This window comes from Nostoc sp. DSM 114161 (assembly GCF_052692665.1).
The window spans coordinates 5143262-5165660 of record NZ_CP195141.1 but is presented as its reverse complement, the minus strand read 5'-3'; the positions used below and the strand labels follow the sequence as shown (position 1 = coordinate 5165660).

The window sequence follows — 22399 nt, the reverse complement described above, 5'->3', positions numbered from 1 at the left end:
TGAATTTTGAACTTTTAATATGACTTTGCCCAAACCAAGCTTGGAGGACATCGAAATACGTTTGCTGTTGGAAGGGGTATACCAGTACTATGGTTATGATTTCCGCGATTACGCCCTTTCCTCAATTAAACGTCGTATTCTCGGCTTTATGCATTTAGAAGGGCTAGCTAATATTTCTGCTTTGCAAGAACGGTTACTTCACAACCGTAACTATTTAGAAAGATTTTTGCTGGCTTTGACAGTAAACGTAACATCAATGTTTCGCGATCCCAGCTTTTACAACACCTTTAGAACTCAAGTTATCCCGTTCTTGCAAACCTATCCATTTATTCGCATTTGGCACGCTGGATGTTCCACCGGTGAAGAAGTCTATTCAATGGCAATTCTACTAGAAGAAGAAGGACTTTATCACCGCTGCCGGATATATGCAACTGATAGCAACGAAAAAGTATTACAAAATGCCAAAAGTGGGATTTTTTCCCTAAAACTAATGCAGGAATATACTCATCTTTACCTAAAAGCTGGCGGCAAAAGGTCTTTTTCTGAATATTATACGGCAGCTTATGACAATGCTATTTTTCGAGCATCCTTAAGAGAAAATATTGTTTTTGCCCAGCATAATTTAGCAACAGACAGTTCTTTTAATGAGTTTAATGTTATCCTTTGTCGTAACGTATTGATATATTTCAATCAGATACTTCAAAAGCGGGTACACGAGCTTTTTTATAATAGCCTCTGTACCTTTGGTATCTTGGGTTTAGGAAGACAAGAATCCATCAGATTCACTCCCTACGAACAGCAATATGAAGAGATAGTCAAAGGTGAAAAGCTATATAGAAAAGCAAGAGTGCAGGGACGTGGGGAGGCTCTAACGTACAGAGATTTGAATCATAATTGATAGCATTTGTCAAAATCTTTGTAATAAATAGGTTGTAGGGGCGTACAGCTGTCATTGGTGTCAACTTAACGTGAAACGTTTGTCAAAACTCGATTTTGGATTTACTCTCTTACCATCAAGATCCGCTCCGCGTTACCCCACCCCGATTTTGTCTAAAGCCAAAATCGCCCCTCCCCTTGGCAAGGGGAGGGGTTGGGGGTGGGGTAAAACGCTTGTGGGATAAGTGTTTGAACTTAAGTTGACACGTATGTACAGCTGTACGCCCCTACTCAATATGTTCGGGGTTAAGGAAAGAGACGCAATTTATCGCGTCTTTGGGATGTAGAATTTTCATCAAAAAACCCACCATCAATTTTGTCGATCAAAATTTTTCTATAGCGATTTTCATTTGAATGAAGTACACGGGTAGGGGCGCAGCCGTTTTGCGTCTACTTTAATTTGACAAAGAGTTTTAGCCTTAACACCAAGGATATTGCAACCTAACCTACGGCTACTATGCTTAAAAGAAAAGCCCTCTTGTTAGAGAGGGCTTTGTTATTGCTAAATCAAATGACAAATGACAACTAACTAAATACGCGACTTGACAAATTTCTCTAACCTATCCATCCCTTTTTCAATCGTCGCCAAATCGGTGGCGTAGGAAAGGCGAATATTGTCATCAGCGCCAAAGGCAATTCCGGGAATGACTGCGACTTGATGTTCTTCTATTAAGGCGTCGCAAAATTCCAAGGATTTCAAACCGGTTTTGCTGATATCGGGGAAGAGATAAAAAGCGCCATCTGGTTTAGCGGTACTCAGTCCGGGAATGGCGTTGAGTCTGTCTAGCATTACCTGTCGGCGTTTGGCGAAGGCTTGACGCATTTCTTCTACACAGTCTTGGGGACTTTCCAGCGCCGCGATCGCTCCATATTGAGCAAAGGTACAGACGTTAGATGTACTATGTCCTTGGATGGTACTCGCGGCTTTAATAATTTCCACTGGCCCGGCTAAATAGCCAAGTCTCCACCCAGTCATGGAGTAAGCCTTGGCAAATCCATTACTGATTAAAGTCCGGTCAAAAATTTCCCGACCCAAAGAACCGATGCTGATATGTTCTGCACCGTCGTAGAGAATCTTTTCGTAAATTTCATCAGAAACGACAAAGATATCTGCATCAACTATTACCTCTGCCAATGCTTTAATTTCATCTGGCGTGTAAACCATCCCCGTGGGATTAGATGGAGAGTTGAGGATAAATAACTTTGTCTTGGGTGTGATGGCTTTACGCAGTTGTTCGGGAGTAATTTTATAACCCGTGCTTGCATCTGTGGGGACAATTACCGAAACTCCACCCACCAAGGTCACCATTTCCGGATAACTTAGCCAGTAGGGTGCAGGGATGATGACCTCATCACCTGGATCGATTAACGCCACTATCAAATTGTACAGAGAATGCTTACCCCCATTGGTGACAATCACATTCTCTGATTTATAATCAAGACCGTTATCAGTTTTAAGCTTACGGGCGATCGCTTCCCTTAACTTTGGTTCTCCGGCTGCTGCACCGTACTTGGTTTTGCCTTCATCCAAAGCTTTTGCTGCTGCGGCTTTGATATGCGCTGGGGTATCAAAGTCTGGTTCTCCAGCGCTAAAACTACAAACGTCTATTCCCTCTGCCTTCATTGCCTTAGCCTTGGCTGCGATCGCTAAGGTTAAAGAAGGTGTTACCTGACTTACTCTTGCTGCCAGCTTCATTCTTACTTTATTTTGGCAAATCTTTCACTTACTTAAGGATATCCCACAATCCACACCCAGATTTGCTTTTTGAGGGACGAGAAATAAAAAAGATATTTTATCGCGTTTAGACGCAGGCGGGCAGAGGGTCTTGCCCCCCTACCTAAACTGCGTTATCGGTAGGGACTGCGCTCAACATTTTTGTTCAATTGTAGATAGTTGCTTTTCAAAGTAAGCGCGGTAGAGTTCGCAGCGCGGTACAATGCGATCGCCCTCGTAACGAATCAACCCCAAACTTTCGAGTTTATGAGCATCAACGGGATTGAGAAATATATTTTGCTTTTTAGTCACAACTTCAGCGTATGCCTTGGCTAAATCAGGTTTTTCTTGAAGGATTGACCAATGTCGCCATAAATGATATCGGTAGATACCGCCATTAGCGATCGCCTCTTCTATGAGATTTTCTAAGGTGATTCCTTGACAGCATAGATAATACAGACCAATCCTAATCAGTGCTGGATGTCCCCCCACCAGCGACATCAGTTGCCTAACCTCGTTATCAGCAGACCAGTTCAACCCATGTCGCTGGGCTAAATATTTTACTTGCTCATCAGTAAATTCATTTAGGCGAATAGGTAAACCTATATTCAATGGCGAGTGGTTTATATCCTGCCATACATAGACTTCTGTGGAGTAAACTACCACTAACCTCAATTTCTGCAAGTTAGTATCTTGTCGTGCTGCCTCATACCAAGAACGGAAGCAAGCAAACAACTCGCGAGCAACTTCAGGATGTTCAAAAAAGCTATCAACGTCATTTAACACAAAAACCACTGGGCTTTCGATCTGCTTGAGCAAATATGACTTTAGGTATAAAATATAACTAAACTTACATCCAGTTTCCTCATTCCAGTTATCATCTAATTTCGGGTCGATACCTAATTCTGTTGCAACTCGCCAGCAAAGAAAACGCAAAAGTTTGTTTAAGTCTGTCAGACAGCTGGCGTCGATTTGGTTACAGTTCAATTTCACTGTCCGATAATCTTGCATCTGTGCAAAAGCTAACAACCGCAGCACCAGAGAGCTTTTACCCATCTCCCTTGGCGCTCGAATCCAAATCGCTGAGCCTGGTTGAGTGACTTCTCGATAAACTAGCTCCTCAATGGGGGGGCGATCGACGTAAAAGGGCGAATCTAGAGCTACGGGACCATCTGGATACGACCAAAGATTTTCCAGTTCCTCGCGGTCTTGGTTAACAAATAAGTCTGTGTATAAACGCTGTGACAAATTTACTTCTTCTGTATCTACGCTCAACGAGAAACTTTTATGGCTTTGTGTATTATTAGGCTCATTTAAAACTGTATAGTCTTCGCTACGTAATTCTAGGTTAAAGGCACTAAAGCACAACTTTAGGGTTTTTTGATCTACGCCTGTATTCAATGACCATAATCGGCTGAGAGTTTTGCTAGAAACATTCATCCGAACGCGTAATTGTTCTAGAGTAAAGCGATCGCCCTTATTTTGTGTCTTTTCTACAGCTAAGATCGCCGCTTGTAAACGCTGCAACCCAGCAGAGGTTAGCACAAGTCCCCGCTTTCGCGTGCCCTTAAATTGTTTCATATCGCTAACTATGAATCTATTTTTTCTTAACTGCCTTCCTACTTCTTTATTGTTCCATGTTTTTAGCCGCTTATTCAACTGTTATTTGAATGTTATTTAGTTTATTTTTTTAGTAAAAAAATATACTTAAATTTTTACTGAGACAGCTAACTAAGTGGGTACAAATAAACATAGCTATTAATTAGCTTTACAGTAATTTTCGATCCTTATATTACTCGCTTTCTACTTAAGTTCTCACGTTATTTGGAAAAGTTAACGCGAAAATATCCCTTATTTAATAATGAAAAATAAAATCTCGAACCGTCTGATATTTAGAAAAAGCGTTTTCTAGATTAGGTAAAAAATAAACTGCCCTACTTAAGACTGGGTGTAACAAATTTTTTTTAATGGTTAGAAGCGACTTGTATATAAAATGCTAGTATTTATATTGACAAAAAGTATTATTTATTACTTTAATTTCAGGTTGATAAGTTTTATATTAATAAGTTTATTTATGCTCAAGTTGCTGGGATATTATCTAAAGTTATTTCACTAAATTATTTGGTATTAATATAGATTTTTAAATACAGATAAATCGTGCAAAATTCAGGAAAAGCAACAGACTATTTAACTTTCTAAGTGCTTCCGTAGTAGCGTATTCATTGCCAAAATTTTGGTTATAAATATAACATACACAAGGGGGATAGCAATGCTGTCCCCCTAAGAATGTCTTGTATTCGGTGTAACTAAGAAACTGTAAATATAGCAGTTGAAGCATACTTTAGGAAATAAACCACTCGTAAAACCAAAACCCCTACATCCAGAGACTTTGTTTGCCTGTTGTCTATTGCCTATTACCTGCTATATCTCAGTTTTCAGACATAATTTAGCGTTTAACTTGGTTGGAGAGATTTTCGCCAGTCCGTGCTGCACTATTCCCTACATCGCGGGCAGTTTCCTTAGCACCCTCTACGTAACCGGAGCCGAATTGTTTAAAGGCTTCTGCTGATTGTTGTCCAATTCTTCCAAGCCGTTCGCTAGGAGAGCCTTCGGTTTCACGAGCTTCTCGATTCCACTGGCCTGTTGTTTTCGGTCTTTGAGCACCATCTTGCTCTACCTGTTGACGAACTCTCTGACCTAAGTCTTGATTACTGTACCCAGAAGTAATATTCGTCGTCAGGACTAGAAAACCAACTAAGACAACAGCTAAAAAACGTTTTACCTGAAGTCCTTTAAGCAGAGAACTGATATGACCAATTGCGTTAGAAATCAAATTTGTCATGGGAATTAGGTTGCATTTTTTCAGTACAGATAAAGACTAACTAGAAAAAATCAATTATCCTTCTAACAAAAGGCATATCTCATTTATGAAAAATGAAATATTTTTAAATCCTGGGGAAGAGGTGATTTTTTAAAGACAGTGATTTGTTACCCAATTGTGAAGATAAACCTCGTTCTATATGAAAGCCTGGGTTTTTCAAAAATGAAGAGTTAGCAAGGTTAAGGGGACAGGGAAAATTAGAAACTTGGCGAGAAATTCAATTGTAAAAAACTAGATTTTTTCAACTGAAATCTGCTTTTAAAATAACTATTTGTAATTTAGATATCAAATTTTTATACTTGGAAAAAACTGTGTAATTATTTGACCTTCAAATACAAAAACCTCGCGGTGTTAGGGAGGTTGTAAGTTAGCTAGAAAGTTTCAAACTTTCTATAATTCGTCATTAGATGTAACTAATGACGTGGAAAGCTCATATTAAGGTAACATCTTGACTAACAGAAAAGTTACTATTAGTGACGTTATCTAAAATCGCAATTTGCTGACTGTTGAAGAACAAGGTGTTGGTGCTGTAGTTGAAATTGAACTGCTGTAAAGTAACTCCTGTTCCAAAGTTTGCAGCAGTAATCAAAATTTTGTCGCCTTCTAGGCTATTAAAGTCTTTAATACGGTGGGTTTCTTCATTTGCTCTGTTAAAGATGAACTTATCTGCACCAAGTCCTCCCACAAGAACATCATTACCAGCACTACCAGTAAGAGTATCGTTGCCATCGCCGCCATCTAAGGTATCGTTACCATCGCCGCCATTAAGGGTGTCGTCACCATACTCGCCATAAAGGACATCATTACCATTACCACCCCCTAATTTATCGTCGAAAAATCCACCATAGAGAGTATCGTTGCCATCGCCGCCATCTAAGGTATCGTTACCAGCACCGCCATCTAAGGTATCGTCACCATACTCGCCATAAAGGACATCATTACCAACACCACCATCAAGGGTGTCGTCACCATACTCGCCATAAAGGACATCATTACCATTACCACCCCCTAATTTATCGTTGAAAAGTCCACCATAGAGAGTATCGTCACCATCATCGCCGAAAAGGATATTATTACCACCGCGACCATCTAAAGTATTATTAGCCTTATCTCCGTATAGGGTGTCGTTGTAAGCACCGCCGATGAGATTTTCAATCGAAATCAAGTTGTGTGTAAAGCCTGAGAAGGTAGCTTTTGAATAAGACAGCTGGGCTAAAATTTCCCCATACACATAAAATGTGACGGTATCATTGCCATCACCACCATTAAGCGTATCATTACCGCTTGTACTAGAGAGTAAGTCATTACCAGCACCAGCATTTAAAACATTATTATCACTATTTCCTAATAGGGTATCGTTCCCACTAGAGCCGATGAGATTTTCAATCGAAATTAACTTGTGTGTAAAACTTGAGAAAGTAACTTCTCCAGTTGACAAATCGCCTTTAATCCCACCAGCACCAGTCCAAAAACTAAAGTCTGCGGTATTATTGCCATCACCACCATTAAGCGTATCATTACCGCTTCCACCAGAGAGTAAGTCATTACCAGCCCCACCGTCAAGGCTGTCATTACCAGCGCTACCATTTAAAGTATTGTTAGCACTATTTCCTAATAGGGTGTCGTTGCCACTAGAGCCGATGAGATTTTCAATCGAAATTAATTTGTGTATAAAGCTTAAGTAAGTAACTTGTCCAGTTGACAAATTGCAACTAATCCCATCATTCGAGAAACTAAAGTCGGCGGTATCATTGCCCACACCACCATCAAGAGTATCATTACCGTTTCCAACAGAGAGTAAGTCATTACCAGCCCCACCATTTAAAACATTGTCAGCACTATCTCCTAATAGGGTGTCGTTACCACTAGAGCCGATGAGATTTTCAATCGAAATTAATTTGTGTATAAAGCTTGAGAAAGCAACTTTTCCAGTTGACAAATCGCCTTTAATCCCATCATTTGAAAAACTAAAGTTGGCGGTATCATTGCCCTCTTGACCATAGAGAATATCGTTGCCTACTCCCCCATAAAGATAATCGTTACCATTTCCACCGTTTAGGATGTCATTGTCTTGGCTGCCGTCGTATGTTTGATTCTGTGTGCCGTTGTCTTCGCCGTAGAGAGTATCGTTGCCATCTCCACCGTTTAGGATGTCATTGTCTTGCTGACCGAAGAGAAGGTCATCGCCATTGTTGCCATCCAGGATGTCTTTACCCATGTAACCATTGAGATAGTCCTTACCGTCTCCACCGTTTAGGATGTCATTCCCAGTGTTACCGTACAGGGTATCGTTGCCAACACCGCCATAAAGATAGTCGTTACCAGTACCGCCATCTAGGATGTCGTTGTCATGGCTACCGTCATACGTTTGGCTCCCCTGCTTGCCGTCGTCTTCGCCGTAGAGATAATCGTTGCCATCTCCACCGTAAAGGATATCGTTATCTCCCTGACCATAGAGAACATCCTCGCCATTGTTGCCATCTAGGGTGTCATTACCCTTATAACCGTGGAGATAATCCTTGCCATCTCCACCGCTTAAGTAATCGTCGCCCTCTTGACCATAGAGAAGGTCGTTGCCAAGACCACCATAAAGATAGTCGTTACCATTGCCACCGTCTAGTTTGTCATCGTCGTAGTTACCGGTATATGTTTTTCCTTGTTTGCCGTCATCTTCCCCATAGAGAGTATCGTTACCATCATCTCCGTGAAGGACATCCTTACCTCCCTGACCAAAGAGAAGGTCGTTGTCGTTACCACCTGTTAAGAAATCGTTGCCATCCCCACCTTTGAGAGTGTCGTTGCCCGTCCAGGCATCTAGGTAATCATCGCCAGAACCACCCTCAAGAAAGTCATCACCGTTATCACCGTTAAGGCGATCTTCACCATCTCCGCCAAAGAGAAAGTCATTGTCATTCCCGCCAGAGAGAAAGTCCTTACCAGACTCGCCATAGAGTGAGTCATTGCCATTTTCACCATAGAGTTGGTCGTCCCCTTGCTGACCATTGATAAGGTCGTTTCCACCCCTACCCCATAGTTTGTCATGTCTGTCACCTGTGTAATTTGTGTTAGCCCCGTCATCAAGCGCCTCATCAATCCCATTACTCCTACCGAAGATGGAATTGAACAAACCTTCACTCCAAGCCGCTATATTTTTACCAAATTCAAAAACTTTATTGTAGGTATCTAGTACAGTTGAACTGACTATATTAAATCCCTTAACCGCAGTATTGATCGCACTATTTACAAGCTCAGCAGCTTTACCAGCAGATGCAGCGATCGCTTGTTCGAGCAAACTCTCAACACTTGTCAGAGGAGCTAGCGATACCTCGTAACTCTTATTTGTTACCAATTGACCAATGTTATAATCCACTCTCACCTTTGAACCAGCAGCTGTGCCATCTGAGGTAATAGTAAGACCAGCATCGATCGTACCAATACCAACATCCAGGCTTATTTTACCTGTAACTTTCAGCTTGCCGTCCTTGATGCTGATTGTGCTATCTAACGATTGACCAAATATTGTGGATTTACCTGTAATGCTGATGCTGTCTTTTTTCCTGATAGAAATTTCTGCATTTTCTATTTTCAGAACACCGAATAAATCAAGGTTACCCTTAACTAACAATTTATCCGAATTGATATCGATGGTAGCTTTTGCTACATCTTGCCCGAAGAACTTCACCTTCGCCGATCCCGTAACCTTACTCTTCGCTAGATTGGCTTTATCAATGGTTACTGAAAAATTGTCAACGTCTAATCCTACGATTCCAAAATCCAAATCGAAATCTTTGATATTAAGACTGGTCGGAGTAATTTCTACGTCAACATTGGCAACTGTCTTACCAAAAAATTCTATCCGACCATCACCCTTGAGATACTTCTCACTTGGACTGAACTTCAGGTCTAAATTTAATTCCTTGTCGCCTACTCCGGTAATCTTCAATACCTTTAAATCAATTTCAGGAACTTTTAATGATGCTTCAATATTGCTCAGAGATGGATTACTGTTGAAAGTCAGAGTCGCACTTTTTCCCCAAGCTGTTAGTTTACCATTAATCGCAAATCCTTCCTCTAACGTTTCACCAGCAATTTCCGTAGCGAAGGGAACAAACTGCACTAAGGGATCGAGTTTACCATCTCCATCACTATCAATGGATTCGATCTTTACATCAATAATCTTATTCAGAAAGTCTAAAGCATCTCCAACCAAATCAATTTCGTTACTAACTTGATTGAAAATAAAGGAGTTGACTGGCCCCAAATATAAGTCCAGCAACTTAAGCGGCTTAATTGTGGTTAAAGTTAAAGCTACCCGATCGGGATCGTTAGTATCCACAAGAAACGCCGTGTTAATATTTAAATCTCCGAATTGAAAGTCCCCAATGAAGCCAAAGTTATCCAACCCACCCGCATAAGTTCCACCAAGTTGAAGACCAACTTTCCGAATTGTTGTATTTTTCAGTCCGAAAGGATCTATCCAGGGGGTGTCTGCTTTAAGATTAAAATACCCTGTCAACGATTTCGGGTCTAGTTCAAGTCCGCCCGAAAGCAATAAGTCGGGTTCGTTGGTATTGACAAAATCGTAGCCTTTCAGTTTCAGACCACCGCTAACCTTCAAAACTGGATTTAAATTCTTGATCTCAAACCCCAAACTAAAATTATCAAGATTAGCAGTAAAATCACCTACATCAATCAGAGAAGCATTAGTTAATTGAGGAACAATACCCGTAAAATTGATTAATCCAGCAGGGTTGATGCCAATATAAGCATTTAGATTACCAATGCCTAACTTCTTGTTAATAAATTTTCCAATATCAGTATTAACCTCAGCAAAATTAAGATTACCGATAAAGTTGAATCCTTTGGTTAATTTGAGATTACCTAAGTCTGGAGAATTTAGATTATAAGCCTCGGTGGTAAGGATAAGTTCGGGATTTTGTATCTTAAAAGAGTTGAGAATAGGAATGTCACCAGTTAACTGACCAAAATCAATCGTGTTTGCTAGTTTATAGCCAAAGGTAGTCTTAGTGTTAGTCTTAGTTTTATCAAAACTGAAATCTACAGAGTTCCCATTTAGTAATCCATTCAGTTTCAGTTGCTTCTGATTATTTTTATAGGAAAGATTCAACCCTAGTTGAGACAGTGTAAGATTAGGAGTGCCAAAAATTCCAGTCGTAATCCCATCGATGGCTGTATCGATAAAAGGAATCACACTATCAAGACTGAAAACTTTTCCTAAATCTAAATTAAAACTATTTGCAAAATTTAGTGATATACCTTGATTGGATAAGACTAAATCGACATCACCGAGAGGAAGTTTATCTTTGATATTAGTCGGTAACGTAATCCCTCCCAAGTCGGTTAATAACCCCAGAAAATCATTTAAATTAATTTTGGGAATAGAAACTTGATATGTGCGTTGATTGCCCGTTCCTTTTACGATTAGGCTAGGATTATCAAGACTGAAGGATTTTTTAGTTTCTCCTAATCCTAATTTATTAATTAAATCCTTAACTTCTAGTTTTCCTGAGTATGTTATTTTGACTAGGTTGTCTTCCCGCGTGAATTTTATATTGTTGAGATTTTGTTCGGCAAGGGTTTTAAAACTTTGGAAAAATTCTGATAATGTCGGATTTCCTAAGTTCATGTATGCCAGTACGACATTAATATTACGAGTGACAGTATTACTGTTATTCGTACCATCATTAACCGTAAAGCTGACAGTGCGATCGCCGATATTAGGGTTTTCGCTGGTATTACTGTAAGCTATCTGTGCAAGTGCGCCTTTATAGTTGGCAAGAGTAGCACTACCTGTAAGTGTAATTGTTCCTGTAATAGGATCGAATGCACCTGCTGTAATCCCTCGAGGTAATGTGCCAAGAACTGAGAGAATGTCTTCACTTTTTTGATAGTTACCAGTAATGGAAATAGTTGCACTGTTGATATTAGTATTATCGACATCGGTAATATCTAAACCACTAGAACTAATCTTGGTTTGATTTTTTGTGTAAACAAGGTTACCGGATACAGGTGCACCTAATACAGGTGCATCATTAACAGCTGTAACATTAATAGCACGAGTGACAGCATTACTGTTAGTCTTACCATCATTAACCGTAAAGCTGACAGTACGAACATTGGTATTAGGATTTTTGCTGGTATTACTGTAGGCTATTTGTGCAAGTGCGGTTGTATAGTTAGCAACACTAGCACTACCACTGAGTGTAATTTTTCCTGTAGTAGAATTGATAGTATCAGCTATAATTCCTGTAGGTAATGTGCCAAGAACTGAAAGAATGTCTTGACCTTTTTGATAGTTACCAGTAATGGAAATAGTTGCACTACTGATATTAGTATTATCAACATCGATAATCTCTAAACCAGTAGAACTAATCAAGGTAGCTGCGGCATTTTCTGTGTAAACAAGGCTACCTGATGCAGCTGCACCTAAAACAGGTGCGTCGTTAACAGGCGTAACATTAATAGTACGAGTGACAGTATTACTGTTAGCCGCACCATCATTAACTGTAAAGCTGACGGTACGAGCATTAGTATTAGGATTTTCGCTGGTATTACTGTAGCCTATCTGCGCGAGTGCAGTTGTATAGCTTGCAAAAGTAGCACTACCCGTGAGTGTAATTGTTCCTGTAGTAGTATCGAACGCACTTGCTGTAATTCCTGTAGGTAATGTGCCAAGAATGGAGAGAATGTCTTGACCTTTTTGATAGTTACCAGTGATGGAAATAGTTGCACTGCTGATATCAGAATTATCAACATCAGTAATCTTCAAACCCGTAGAACTAATCTTAGTAGGTGCGGCATTTTCTGTGTAAACAAGGCTACCTGATGCGGCTGCACCTAATACAGGTGCATCGTTAACAGCGGCTAGGCTAAAGATTCCACCTGCCGCTGTACTGCCACCATTGCCATCAATGACGTTGTAGTTAAGAGTTACCAACCCGTTGTAGTTGGCATTGGGCTTAAAGGTGTAAGTTCCGTTACCATTGTCAGCTACACTACCATTGCTAGCACTGAGCTTAGATACAAAAAGGGTATCGCCCTCAACATCAGTGAAACCTTCTAAAAGGCTAATGGCACTGATGGTGTAAGCAGTATTTTCTACACCATTGTTGAGGGTAGCTGGTGTTCCGGTGAGGCTAGGTGCGTCGTTAACAGGCGTAACGTTAATAGTACGAGTGACAGTATTACTGTTAGCCGCACCATCATTAACCGTAAAGCTGACAGTACGAGCATTGGTATTAGGGTTGTCGCTGGTATTGCTGTAGGCTATCTGTAAGAGTGCAGTTGTATAGCTTGCAAAAGTAGCACTACCCGTGAGTGTAATTGTTCCTGTAGTAGTATCGAACGCACTTGCTGTAATTTCTGTAGGTAATGTGCCAAGAATGGAGAGAATGTCTTGACCTTTTTGATAGTTACCAGTGATGGAAATAGTTGCACTGCTGATATCGGAATTATCAACATCGGTAATCTTCAAACCCGTAGAACTAATCTTGGTAGGCGCGGCATTTTCTGTGTAAGCAAGGCTACCAGATGCGGCTGCACCTAATACAGGTGCCTCATTTACTTCTGTGATGCTAAAGCTGCGAGTTGCGGCTGTAGTACCACCATTGCCATCAATAACGTTGTAGTTAAGAGTTACCAACCCGTTGTAGTTGGCATTGGGGTTAAAGGTGTAAGTTCCGTTGCCATTGTTGATTATAGTGCCATTGGTAGCGGTGAGGTTAGAAACGGAAAGGGTATCACCATCAACATCGGTAAACCCTTGTAAGAGGCTAGTGGCAGCGATGGTGTAAGCTGTGTCTTTTCTACCATTGTTGAGGGTGGCTGGTGTTTCTGTAAGGGTAGGTGCGTCATTGACTGCTGCTAGGCTAAAGGTACTAGTTGCGGCTGTACTGCCACCATTGCCATCAATGACGTTGTAGTTAAGAGTTACCAACCCGTTGTAGTTAGTATTGGGCGTAAAGGTGTAGCTTCCGTTACTATTGTCAACGATACTGCCATTGCTAGCACTGAGGTTAGATATGGAAAGAGTATCACCATCAATATCAGTAAACCCTTGCAAGAGACTAATAGCACTGATGGTGTAAGTGGTATCTTCTATACTATTACTGAGGGTGGCTGCTGTTCCTGTAAGGGCGGGTGCATCGTTTTTCACAACTAGGTTAAAGCTACTAGTTGCAACTGTACTGCCACCGTTACCATCAATGACGTTGTAGTTAAGAGTTACTAACCCTTTGTAGTTGGCATTGGGGTTAAAGGTGTAAGTTCCGTCGCCATTGTTGATTACACTGCCATTGGTAGCAGTGAGGTTAGATACCGAAAGGGTATCACCGTCAACATCGGTGAAGCCTTGTAAGAGGCTGGTGGCAGCGATGGTGTAAGCAGCATTTTCTGTACCATCACTGAGGGTGGCTGCTGTTTGTGTCAAGGCGGGTGTGTCGTTGACAGCCGCTAGGCTAAAGCTGCGAGTTGCGGCTGTACTACCGCCTTTGCCATCGGTGACGTTGTAGCTGAGGTTGACTGTACCGTTATAGTTGGCATTGGGGTTAAAGGTGTAAGTTCCGTTGCCATTGTTGATTACAGCGCCATTGGTAGCAGTGAGGTTAGAAACCGAAAGGGTATCACCGTCAACATCGGTGAAGCCTTGTAAGAGGCTGGTGACAGTGATTGTGTAAGCGGTATCTTCTGTACCATTGCTGAGGGTGGCAGCTGTTCCTGTGAGGGCTGGTGCGTCGTTGACAGCCGCTAGGCTGAAGCTGCGAGTTGCGGCTGTACTACCACCTTTGCCATCGGTGACGTTGTAGCTGAGGTTGACTGTACCGTTGTAGTTGGCATTGGGGTTAAAGGTGTAAGTTCCGTTGCCATTGTTGATTACAGTGCCATTGGTAGCAGTGAGGTTAGATACCGAAAGGGTATCACCGTCAATATCTGTAAAGCCTTGTAAGAGGCTGGTGGCAGCGATGGTGTAAGCAGCATTTTCTGTACCATCACTGAGGGTGGCTGCTGTTTGTGTCAAGGCGGGTGTGTCGTTGACAGCCGCTAGGCTAAAGCTGCGAGTTGCGGCTGTACTACCACCTTTGCCATCGGTGACGTTGTAGCTGAGGTTGACTGTACCGTTGTAGTTGGCATTGGGGGTAAAGCTATAAGTTCCGTCGCTATTGTTGATTACAGTGCCATTGGTAGCGGTGAGGTTAGATACTGAAAGGGTATCACCGTCAACATCGGTGAAGCCTTGTAAGAGGCTGGTGGCAGTGATTGTGTAAGCGGTATCTTCTGTACCATTGCTGAGGGTGGCAGCTGTTCCTGTGAGGGCTGGTGCGTCGTTGACAGCAGCTAGGCTAAAGCTGCGGGTTGCGGCTGTACTACCACCTTTGCCATCGGTGACGTTGTAGCTGAGGTTGACTGTACCGTTGTAGTTGGCATTGGGAGTAAAGCTATAAGTTCCGTCGCTATTGTTGATTACAGTGCCATTGGTAGCGGTGAGGTTAGATACTGAAAGGGTATCACCGTCAACATCGGTGAAGCCTTGTAAGAGATTGGTGGCAGTGATGGTATAAGCGGTATCTTCTGTACCATTGGTGAGGGTGGCTGCTGTTCCTGTGAGGGCGGGTGCGTCGTTGACAGCAGCTAGGCTAAAGCTGCGGGTTGCGGCTGTACTACCACCTTTGCCATCGGTGACGTTGTAGCTGAGGTTGACTGTACCGTTGTAGTTGGTATTGGGGTTAAAGGTATAAGTTCCGTTGCCATTGTTGATTAAAGTGCCATTGGTAGCAGTGAGGTTAGAAACCGAAAGGGTATCACCGTCAACATCGGTGAAGCCTTGTAAGAGGCTGGTGGCAGTGATGGTGTAAGCGGTATCTTCTGTACCATTGCTGAGGGCGGGTGCGTTATTCAACTCTCCTGTTGCCCCTAAAAAGACTAAATACCCTGTGGAAGCCGTTTTCTCTACTGTGATACTTTGAAGGGTTTTAGCTGCATTCGCTGAGAACCTTACCCCAAATACCGCTGGGTTATTAGCATCCTCAAAGCCAGTTCCATCTGCCTTGCTGCGGTCTAAGCCATTACCTAGATAGTAGAGTGTATTCGATGGAGTAATTTCGTTGTACCAGTCGGGAATTGTTTGGCTATTGGTGGTTTCCGTTGTTCCATCACTATAGTTAAAAGTCAAACGGACATTGCTGCTTCCTTCTGTTGAAGTTAAAGCTAGATGTACATAAGCATACTGACCATTAACAGAAAATGTAAAAGTCCCAGTAGAGGTTTTAATTAGACGGGCATTATTGCCGTTGTCAGTGTTTCTATAACTAAGTTGAATATCTGGATTAAAGCTAGTAGCTGCAAAAAATCCGTTATCTGGTAGTCCATTACCCGAAGTGCTATTGGCAAAAGTAGCGAAGGACTGAGTTATCAAAGCATAGTTGGTCAAATCAATCGCTGTTTGGGCGGTGTCGGTGACTCCTCCGGTACGGTTGACAAGGACATCAGTATCAAACACTGATGAGACGTTAAATGATACGGTTGGGGTGGGTGCATCGTTGACAGCAGCTAGGCTAAAGCTGCGAGTTGCGGCTGTACTACCACCTTTGCCATCGGTGACGTTGTAGCTGAGGTTGACTGTACCGTTGTAGTTGGCATTGGGGGTAAAGCTATAAGTTCCGTCGCTATTGTTGATTACAGTGCCATTGGTAGCGGTGAGGTTAGATACTGAAAGGGTATCACCGTCAACATCGGTGAAGCCTTGTAAGAGGCTGGTGGCAGTGATTGTGTAAGCGGTATCTTCTGTACCATTGCTGAGGGTGGCAGCTGTTCCTGTGAGGGCTGGTGCGTCGTTGACAGCAGCTAGGCTAAAGCTGCGGGTTGCGGCTGTACTACCACCTTTGCCATCGGTGACGTTGTAGCTGAGGTTGACTGTACCGTTGTAGTTGGCATTGGGAGTAAAGCTATAAGTTCCGTCGCTATTGTTGATTACAGTGCCATTGGTAGCGGTGAGGTTAGATACTGAAAGGGTATCACCGTCAACATCGGTGAAGCCTTGTAAGAGATTGGTGGCAGTGATGGTATAAGCGGTATCTTCTGTACCATTGGTGAGGGTGGCTGCTGTTCCTGTGAGGGCGGGTGCGTCGTTGACAGCAGCTAGGCTAAAGCTGCGGGTTGCGGCTGTACTACCACCTTTGCCATCGGTGACGTTGTAGCTGAGGTTGACTGTACCGTTGTAGTTGGTATTGGGGTTAAAGGTATAAGTTCCGTTGCCATTGTTGATTAAAGTGCCATTGGTAGCAGTGAGGTTAGAAACCGAAAGGGTATCACCGTCAACATCGGTGAAGCCTTGTAAGAGGCTGGTGGCAGTGATGGTGTAAGCGGTATCTTCTGTACCATTACTGAGGGTAGCTGCTGTTCCGGTGAGGGCGGGTGCGGTATTCAACTCTCCTGTCGCGCCAAAAAAGACTAAATACCCTGTGGAAGCCGTTTTCTCTACTGTGATACTTTGAAGGGTTTTAGCTGCATTCGCTGAGAACCTTACCCCAAATACCGCTGGGTTATTAGCATCCTCAAAGCCAGTTCCATCTGCCTTGCTGCGGTCTAAGCCATTACCTAGATAGTAGAGTGTATTCGATGGAGTAATTTCGTTGTACCAGTCGGGAATTGTTTGGCTATTGGTGGTTTCCGTTGTTCCATCACTATAGTTAAAAGTCAAACGGACATTGCTGCTTCCTTCTGTTGAAGTTAAAGCTAGATGTACATAAGCATACTGACCATTAACAGAAAATGTAAAAGTCCCAGTAGAGGTTTTAATTAGACGGGCATTATTGCCGTTGTCAGTGTTTCTATAACTAAGTTGAATATCTGGATTAAAGCTAGTAGCTGCAAAAAATCCGTTATCTGGTAGTCCATTACCCGAAGTGCTATTGGCAAAAGTAGCGAAGGACTGAGTTATCAAAGCATTGCTGGTCAAATCAATCGCTGTTTGGGTAGTGTCAGTGACTCCTCCGGTACGGTTGACAAGGACATCAGCATCAAACACTGATGAGACGTTAAATGATACTGTGGGGGCTAAAATACTTGCATAGTTTGCGATCGCTTGATAACTAAAAGCGAGTTGGGGTACAATTTCACCCACTGTTACTTCTAAGTTCCAATCTCCTCCTAATGCTGCATTACCCGTTTTTGTAGCGGAAGCAGCAATGTTAGCGCCGGTTAATGAATGTAGTTTGTTGAGAAATTCTTCTCCCGCATCACCAGCAGCAACATTACAACCGTATAAAAGTAAGTTGAGATTTTCTCTCGAACACTCCTGTAACTGTGACGCATAATCTTTCAAGGTATTTAGGCTAAGTTCGCTATTACCTAAATAAAGAGATCCTGGCGCACCATGAGAGACAATGTGAACTGTCTCTACGTTCTGGCGTTGTTTCAATAATTCTGTAATTTGCTTAACTCCGTCTTCTCGTGCTGACAGAATAATAGTTTCAATTCCAGGAAAAGTTCCTGTAAGAAGGATTTCTATATCTTCAACAAAAGTATCGAGGAATAAAATTTGTACATTCATTGCTTTTGTGGGGCTATCTGTGGTGATTCTAGGATTCAAAGACATAATGAACTTCTCTTAAGTAATTGGTCTGGTTGTTATAAATCAAGGGACTTTTAAGCAATATATATTTTTCAATTTGTCAGCTTAGATACTAGAGGTTAACAAAGTGAAGACAACCAAAATCTGTAATTTTTTAGAAAATATTGCTTAACAAAATAGGCTCTGTTTTTGTAATACCTTTACTAAAACAGTCCAGCACAAGCATAGGCTTGATTATTAGGTAAAAAGCAAAATTAGCACTGTGCGTAAGGTAGTATAAATTAGTTTTATAAAACCTATAGAGTATTTTATTGGCTCAGTTTTTGCCTCATAGGAAAAAAGCCTGTTTAATTTAGGTTTTCTGTCTGTTAACCCTTATATATAGGCGAAATATCAAGCAAAAAAGCCTTTTTAACTTAATCAAGCATAAATTACATATCTATCTATGGAAATACGTAGAAATACTGACTTTTTAAAGTTTCTTAGGCAATCTCCAACAAAAATCCGCATCCTGTGTTCTGCACTTGTAGCAGTTCTTTATCCAGCAGTGTTTGAATCACTGAATCGGAGAATTCAAATTGCCGTCTTAGTCATTAGTCAATGGTCATTAGTCATTAGTATTATTGAATACGACAAAATGAGTATAGCTAATAATGATTAATGACTCGAAATCCTCGGCGCGTAAAGCCGGGGGATGAGTTAAAAATTTATAAAAAATGGCAGTCAAAAACTGCTGTTGAAACTATACCGTGAAATTCTTCTAAATTTTGCTTTGGAATAACTAATGGAGATTATTATTGAGCAGGCGATCGCTACAGAAAAACTAAATATGATAATCTTAAAACTAGTTAGCAATAAGTAGAAAAATTAAGAGATAAAATATTAAATAAAGGTGCAAGCTTTTTTGGGATAAGTGAATAACTATATGGAAAAAAATTAAAAGAACGAGGAATTTTACTAAAATAACTTACTACTTATTTATGTGTTTTAGTTTAGCGGCTCGTTTTTTGTCCGACTACACAAAATGCTTTACTCCTAAAGAAAGTCTGATGCTAGGGCACAATAAGTACCATAACGTAGCAATGGGTGAAATTAGCAGCGATTATTGGGAAATACGCCGATTTATTAAGCTAAACCACATTTCTATCACTTATGCTTGAAATTTCTTAGTATAGCAAATGTAGCACCCAATACAATTTTAGTGCTACATTTGGCTTTTAATACAAGATATAGTCCTTAAAAAGCATGTGTCTTTAGATATAGAAATTATCTATCTTCAGACATAGATATTGCATGTATAAATAATTTCTTCTCAAAAGCGCATAATTACTGAAGAGTGAATAATAGCAATCAAAAGTCACATTATTTTTAGGCTATTTGCAAATTTAGTCAACATTTTTTCAACACGATAACTGCTTCAGGTGGAAAGCCAAAGGATGAAATACTGGGTCGCGAAATTAGCAATCTTTTTAGTTTTACTGTGCAACTTGTTACTTGTGACGGATTACGCAGCAGCCAACCAACTTGAAAATATTGATTTGCAGTCATTTAATGCAGTTCCAGTAATTGAAAACTTAGCAAGTGCTGACAATAATTTTGGCAATAGTAGAAAAGATGGTTTTTTGCGATTTATTGAAATAGCTAAAAGCTCAGATAAACTAGAGGGGCTTTTTACAATTTATTGCAATGATGATTCAGATAAAATTTATTTAGAAATCAAGCCAGAGCAGTTAAATAATAACTATTTAGCCACAGTAACCTTAGAATCCGGAATTGGCGAAAATGGAATTTATAGTGGATTACCACTTGGAGATTTTTTATTTTATTTCCGGCGAATAAACAACAAATTGCATTTTGTCGTCCGTAATGTAAAATTCCGAACAGAGAGTAAATCAGAACAGCGATCGCTTGCTCGCTCATTTAGCGATTCAGTTCTGTATTCACTGCCAATAGATGGTATTCATCCCTTTACTAAAAATATTTTGATTGACCTGGATAACCTGTTAATGCAGGACTTTCCAGGGTTAGTTCCTCTATTGAAATACTATTTACAAGCTGATTATTACTTAGAGCCAAGCAAGTCTTATTTTGGAGATGTTAACAGCTTTCCCGAAAATATAGAGATTGATTCAATTTATGGTTTTTCTTCACAAGAAGGAGCAGATTTAGTCAGCGTACCCGATAGCAGGGCGCTGACTCTCAAGGTACACTACAGTTTTTCTAAGCTTAGAGAAAACAACAATTATGTTCCCAGACTTGCCGATGACAGAGTAGGATATTTTATTACTGCCTTTCAAAATTTCTCTAACAATCACTCCCAAGAAGAATTTGTCCGTTACATTAATCGTTGGCATTTAGAACCATCCGACCCCAACGCTTCTTTATCTCCACCCAAAAAACCAATTGTATTTTGGATTGAAAATGCTGTACCGCTAGAGTATCGCGATGCGATTCGTGAAGGCGTCTTGATGTGGAACAAAGCATTTGAAAAAGCCGGATTTCAAAATGCGATTCAAGTACAACAAATGCCAGATGATGCTGATTGGCAACCGGCAGATGTACGTTACAACACTATTCGCTGGTTCAATTCTCTGGATGGAGGTTTTGCCAGAGGCCCAGCTCGCGTCAACCCACTCACCGGGGAAATATTGGATGCAGATATTATTGTAGACGCCAATATGGTGCGCTCAATTCGCCAAACATATGACACCTACGTGGAGTCAAATAATAAGGGATTAAACTCCCAATGCACCGGTCGAGATTTACCTGAGAAAAGTCGGGAGTGGGGAAAAAAGGTCACGAGTAGCGGTTTCCAGCCGCACGCTGCTAAATCTCAAGCGTTGGCTTCACAAAAGAATTCTGATGTCTGCTATGGTATGGGGTCTGTAAATCAGGCAACTATGGGGGCACTGGCATTGTCAATTTTGCAAAACGCTACACCCAGTAGTGAAGTGATGCAAGAATATGTGCATCAATATTTGCGTTCTCTGATTGCTCACGAAGTTGGACATACTCTCGGTTTGCGCCATAACTTTCACGGCAGCGCCATGTTAGCACCTCATGAATTAAATAACACTGAAATTACTCACGCTAAAGGTTTAGTCGGTTCGGTGATGGACTATCTACCTGTGAATGTAGCACCACAGGGAGTAGAGCAAGGGGACTATTTTCCAGAAATTGTGGGGCCGTATGACGAATGGGCAATAGAGTATGGTTACAAAATCAACCCATCGCCAAAAATTGAGCCAATAATTCCAGAAATGGAAAAAACTTTTTTGGAAAACATTGCCTTGGCTTCACCGCAACCAGAATTATCTTACGCAACAGATGAAGATATCTTAGATATCAATCCCTTAGCAAATGTTTGGGATATGAGTAATGATGTGCTGGTTTATTCACAGTGGCAAATGGATAACGCCCGCATGATGTTGCAGCGCCTGGAAAAGGGTTATTTATCACCAGGAGAAAGTTACAGTAATCTGCGCGTCTTATTCGATAGAGTACTTGGATATTATTTTAGTAATGCGAAATTGCTGTCTCAATACATTGCTGGGCAATCGTTTCGGCGTCTCCATGCTGGTGATGATACATCCTGGGCATTTGTACCAGTTTCATTATTAAAACAACGTCAAGCCTTGACGAAATTACAACAATATGTATTTGGCGAACGTGCTTTTAATTTCTCAGGACAATTATTAAATCAGTTGGCTCCATCGCGTTGGCGACATTGGGGTAGTTTTGCACCGAATTATCGCCTTGATTATCCGATTCACGATCGCATTTTGAGTTTCCAAAGTGCGATACTGCGATCGCTATTAGATGGCGATCGCTTAAATCGGTTACAAGATATAGAATTAAAAACCCAGCCTGGGGAAGCACTCTCGATTCCAGAATTGTTTGACACCCTGCAAACAAGCATCTGGACAGAAGTTTTAAACCCTGGAGAATTCAAGCCGATTTCTAGTATGCGGCGTTCGTTGCAACAAGAATATCTGAATATTTTGCTAGGGATGATGTTGCATACTAATGATGCGCCTGAAGATGGTCGGACACTGGCGTGGTATGAATTGCGGCAACTGCAAACAGCCATAGATGTCAGACTCAAACAACTAAGTGAAAATATTGATATTTACACCTTAGCCCACTTACAAGCTTCTGGCGATCGCATTAATAAAGCGTTGAAGTCATTGGTTATTAGTCATTAGTCATTGGTCATTGGTCATTGGGCATTGGGAGGTGTGGGAGGTCTAGGAGGTGTGGGAAGAGACGGGGGCATAAA

At 41.3% G+C, this 22399-nt stretch carries 7 protein-coding genes; 3 read left to right on the top strand and 4 right to left on the bottom strand.

Annotated features, from left to right (window positions below):
• The first annotated feature begins 19 nt into the window (after nt 1-19).
• The gene (locus tag NSTC745_RS21995) at nt 20-898 is read left to right on the top strand and encodes a CheR family methyltransferase (protein WP_445632842.1); all 879 of its coding nucleotides are present in this window, start codon (nt 20-22) and stop codon (nt 896-898) included.
• A gap of 567 nt (nt 899-1465) precedes the next feature.
• Here the strand turns inward: NSTC745_RS21995 and NSTC745_RS21990 are convergent.
• The 4 genes from NSTC745_RS21990 to NSTC745_RS21975 all read right to left on the bottom strand — a co-directional run bounded on the left by NSTC745_RS21990 (nt 1466) and on the right by NSTC745_RS21975 (nt 18144).
• Entirely contained in the window at nt 1466-2632 is a 1167-nt protein-coding gene (locus tag NSTC745_RS21990; protein ID WP_096540071.1) for a pyridoxal phosphate-dependent aminotransferase, read from the bottom strand.
• A 171-nt stretch (nt 2633-2803) separates the two neighbouring features.
• Nucleotides 2804-4231 (bottom strand): AAA-like domain-containing protein, encoded by a 1428-nt coding sequence (locus tag NSTC745_RS21985; protein ID WP_445632841.1) that lies wholly within the window; start codon nt 4229-4231, stop codon nt 2804-2806.
• A gap of 865 nt (nt 4232-5096) precedes the next feature.
• A complete protein-coding gene (locus NSTC745_RS21980; RefSeq protein WP_445632840.1) occupies nt 5097-5492 on the bottom strand; it encodes a hypothetical protein in 396 nt (131 codons plus the stop codon).
• A 469-nt stretch (nt 5493-5961) separates the two neighbouring features.
• Nucleotides 5962-18144, bottom strand: coding sequence for a cadherin-like domain-containing protein (locus tag NSTC745_RS21975; protein WP_445632839.1), 12183 nt, complete (start codon nt 18142-18144; stop codon nt 5962-5964).
• Nucleotides 18145-18565: 421 nt separating this feature from the next.
• On the opposite strand from NSTC745_RS21975, the gene NSTC745_RS21970 reads away from it, so the two are divergent.
• Together NSTC745_RS21970 and NSTC745_RS21965 are read left to right on the top strand one after the other, a co-directional pair.
• Nucleotides 18566-18781, top strand: coding sequence for a hypothetical protein (locus NSTC745_RS21970; protein ID WP_445632838.1), 216 nt, complete (start codon nt 18566-18568; stop codon nt 18779-18781).
• A 775-nt stretch (nt 18782-19556) separates the two neighbouring features.
• Nucleotides 19557-22325 carry a zinc-dependent metalloprotease gene (locus NSTC745_RS21965; RefSeq protein WP_445632837.1) on the top strand — a complete coding sequence of 923 codons (2769 nt, stop codon included), beginning with the start codon at nt 19557-19559 and terminating at the stop codon, nt 22323-22325.
• Nucleotides 22326-22399: the final 74 nt, after the last annotated feature.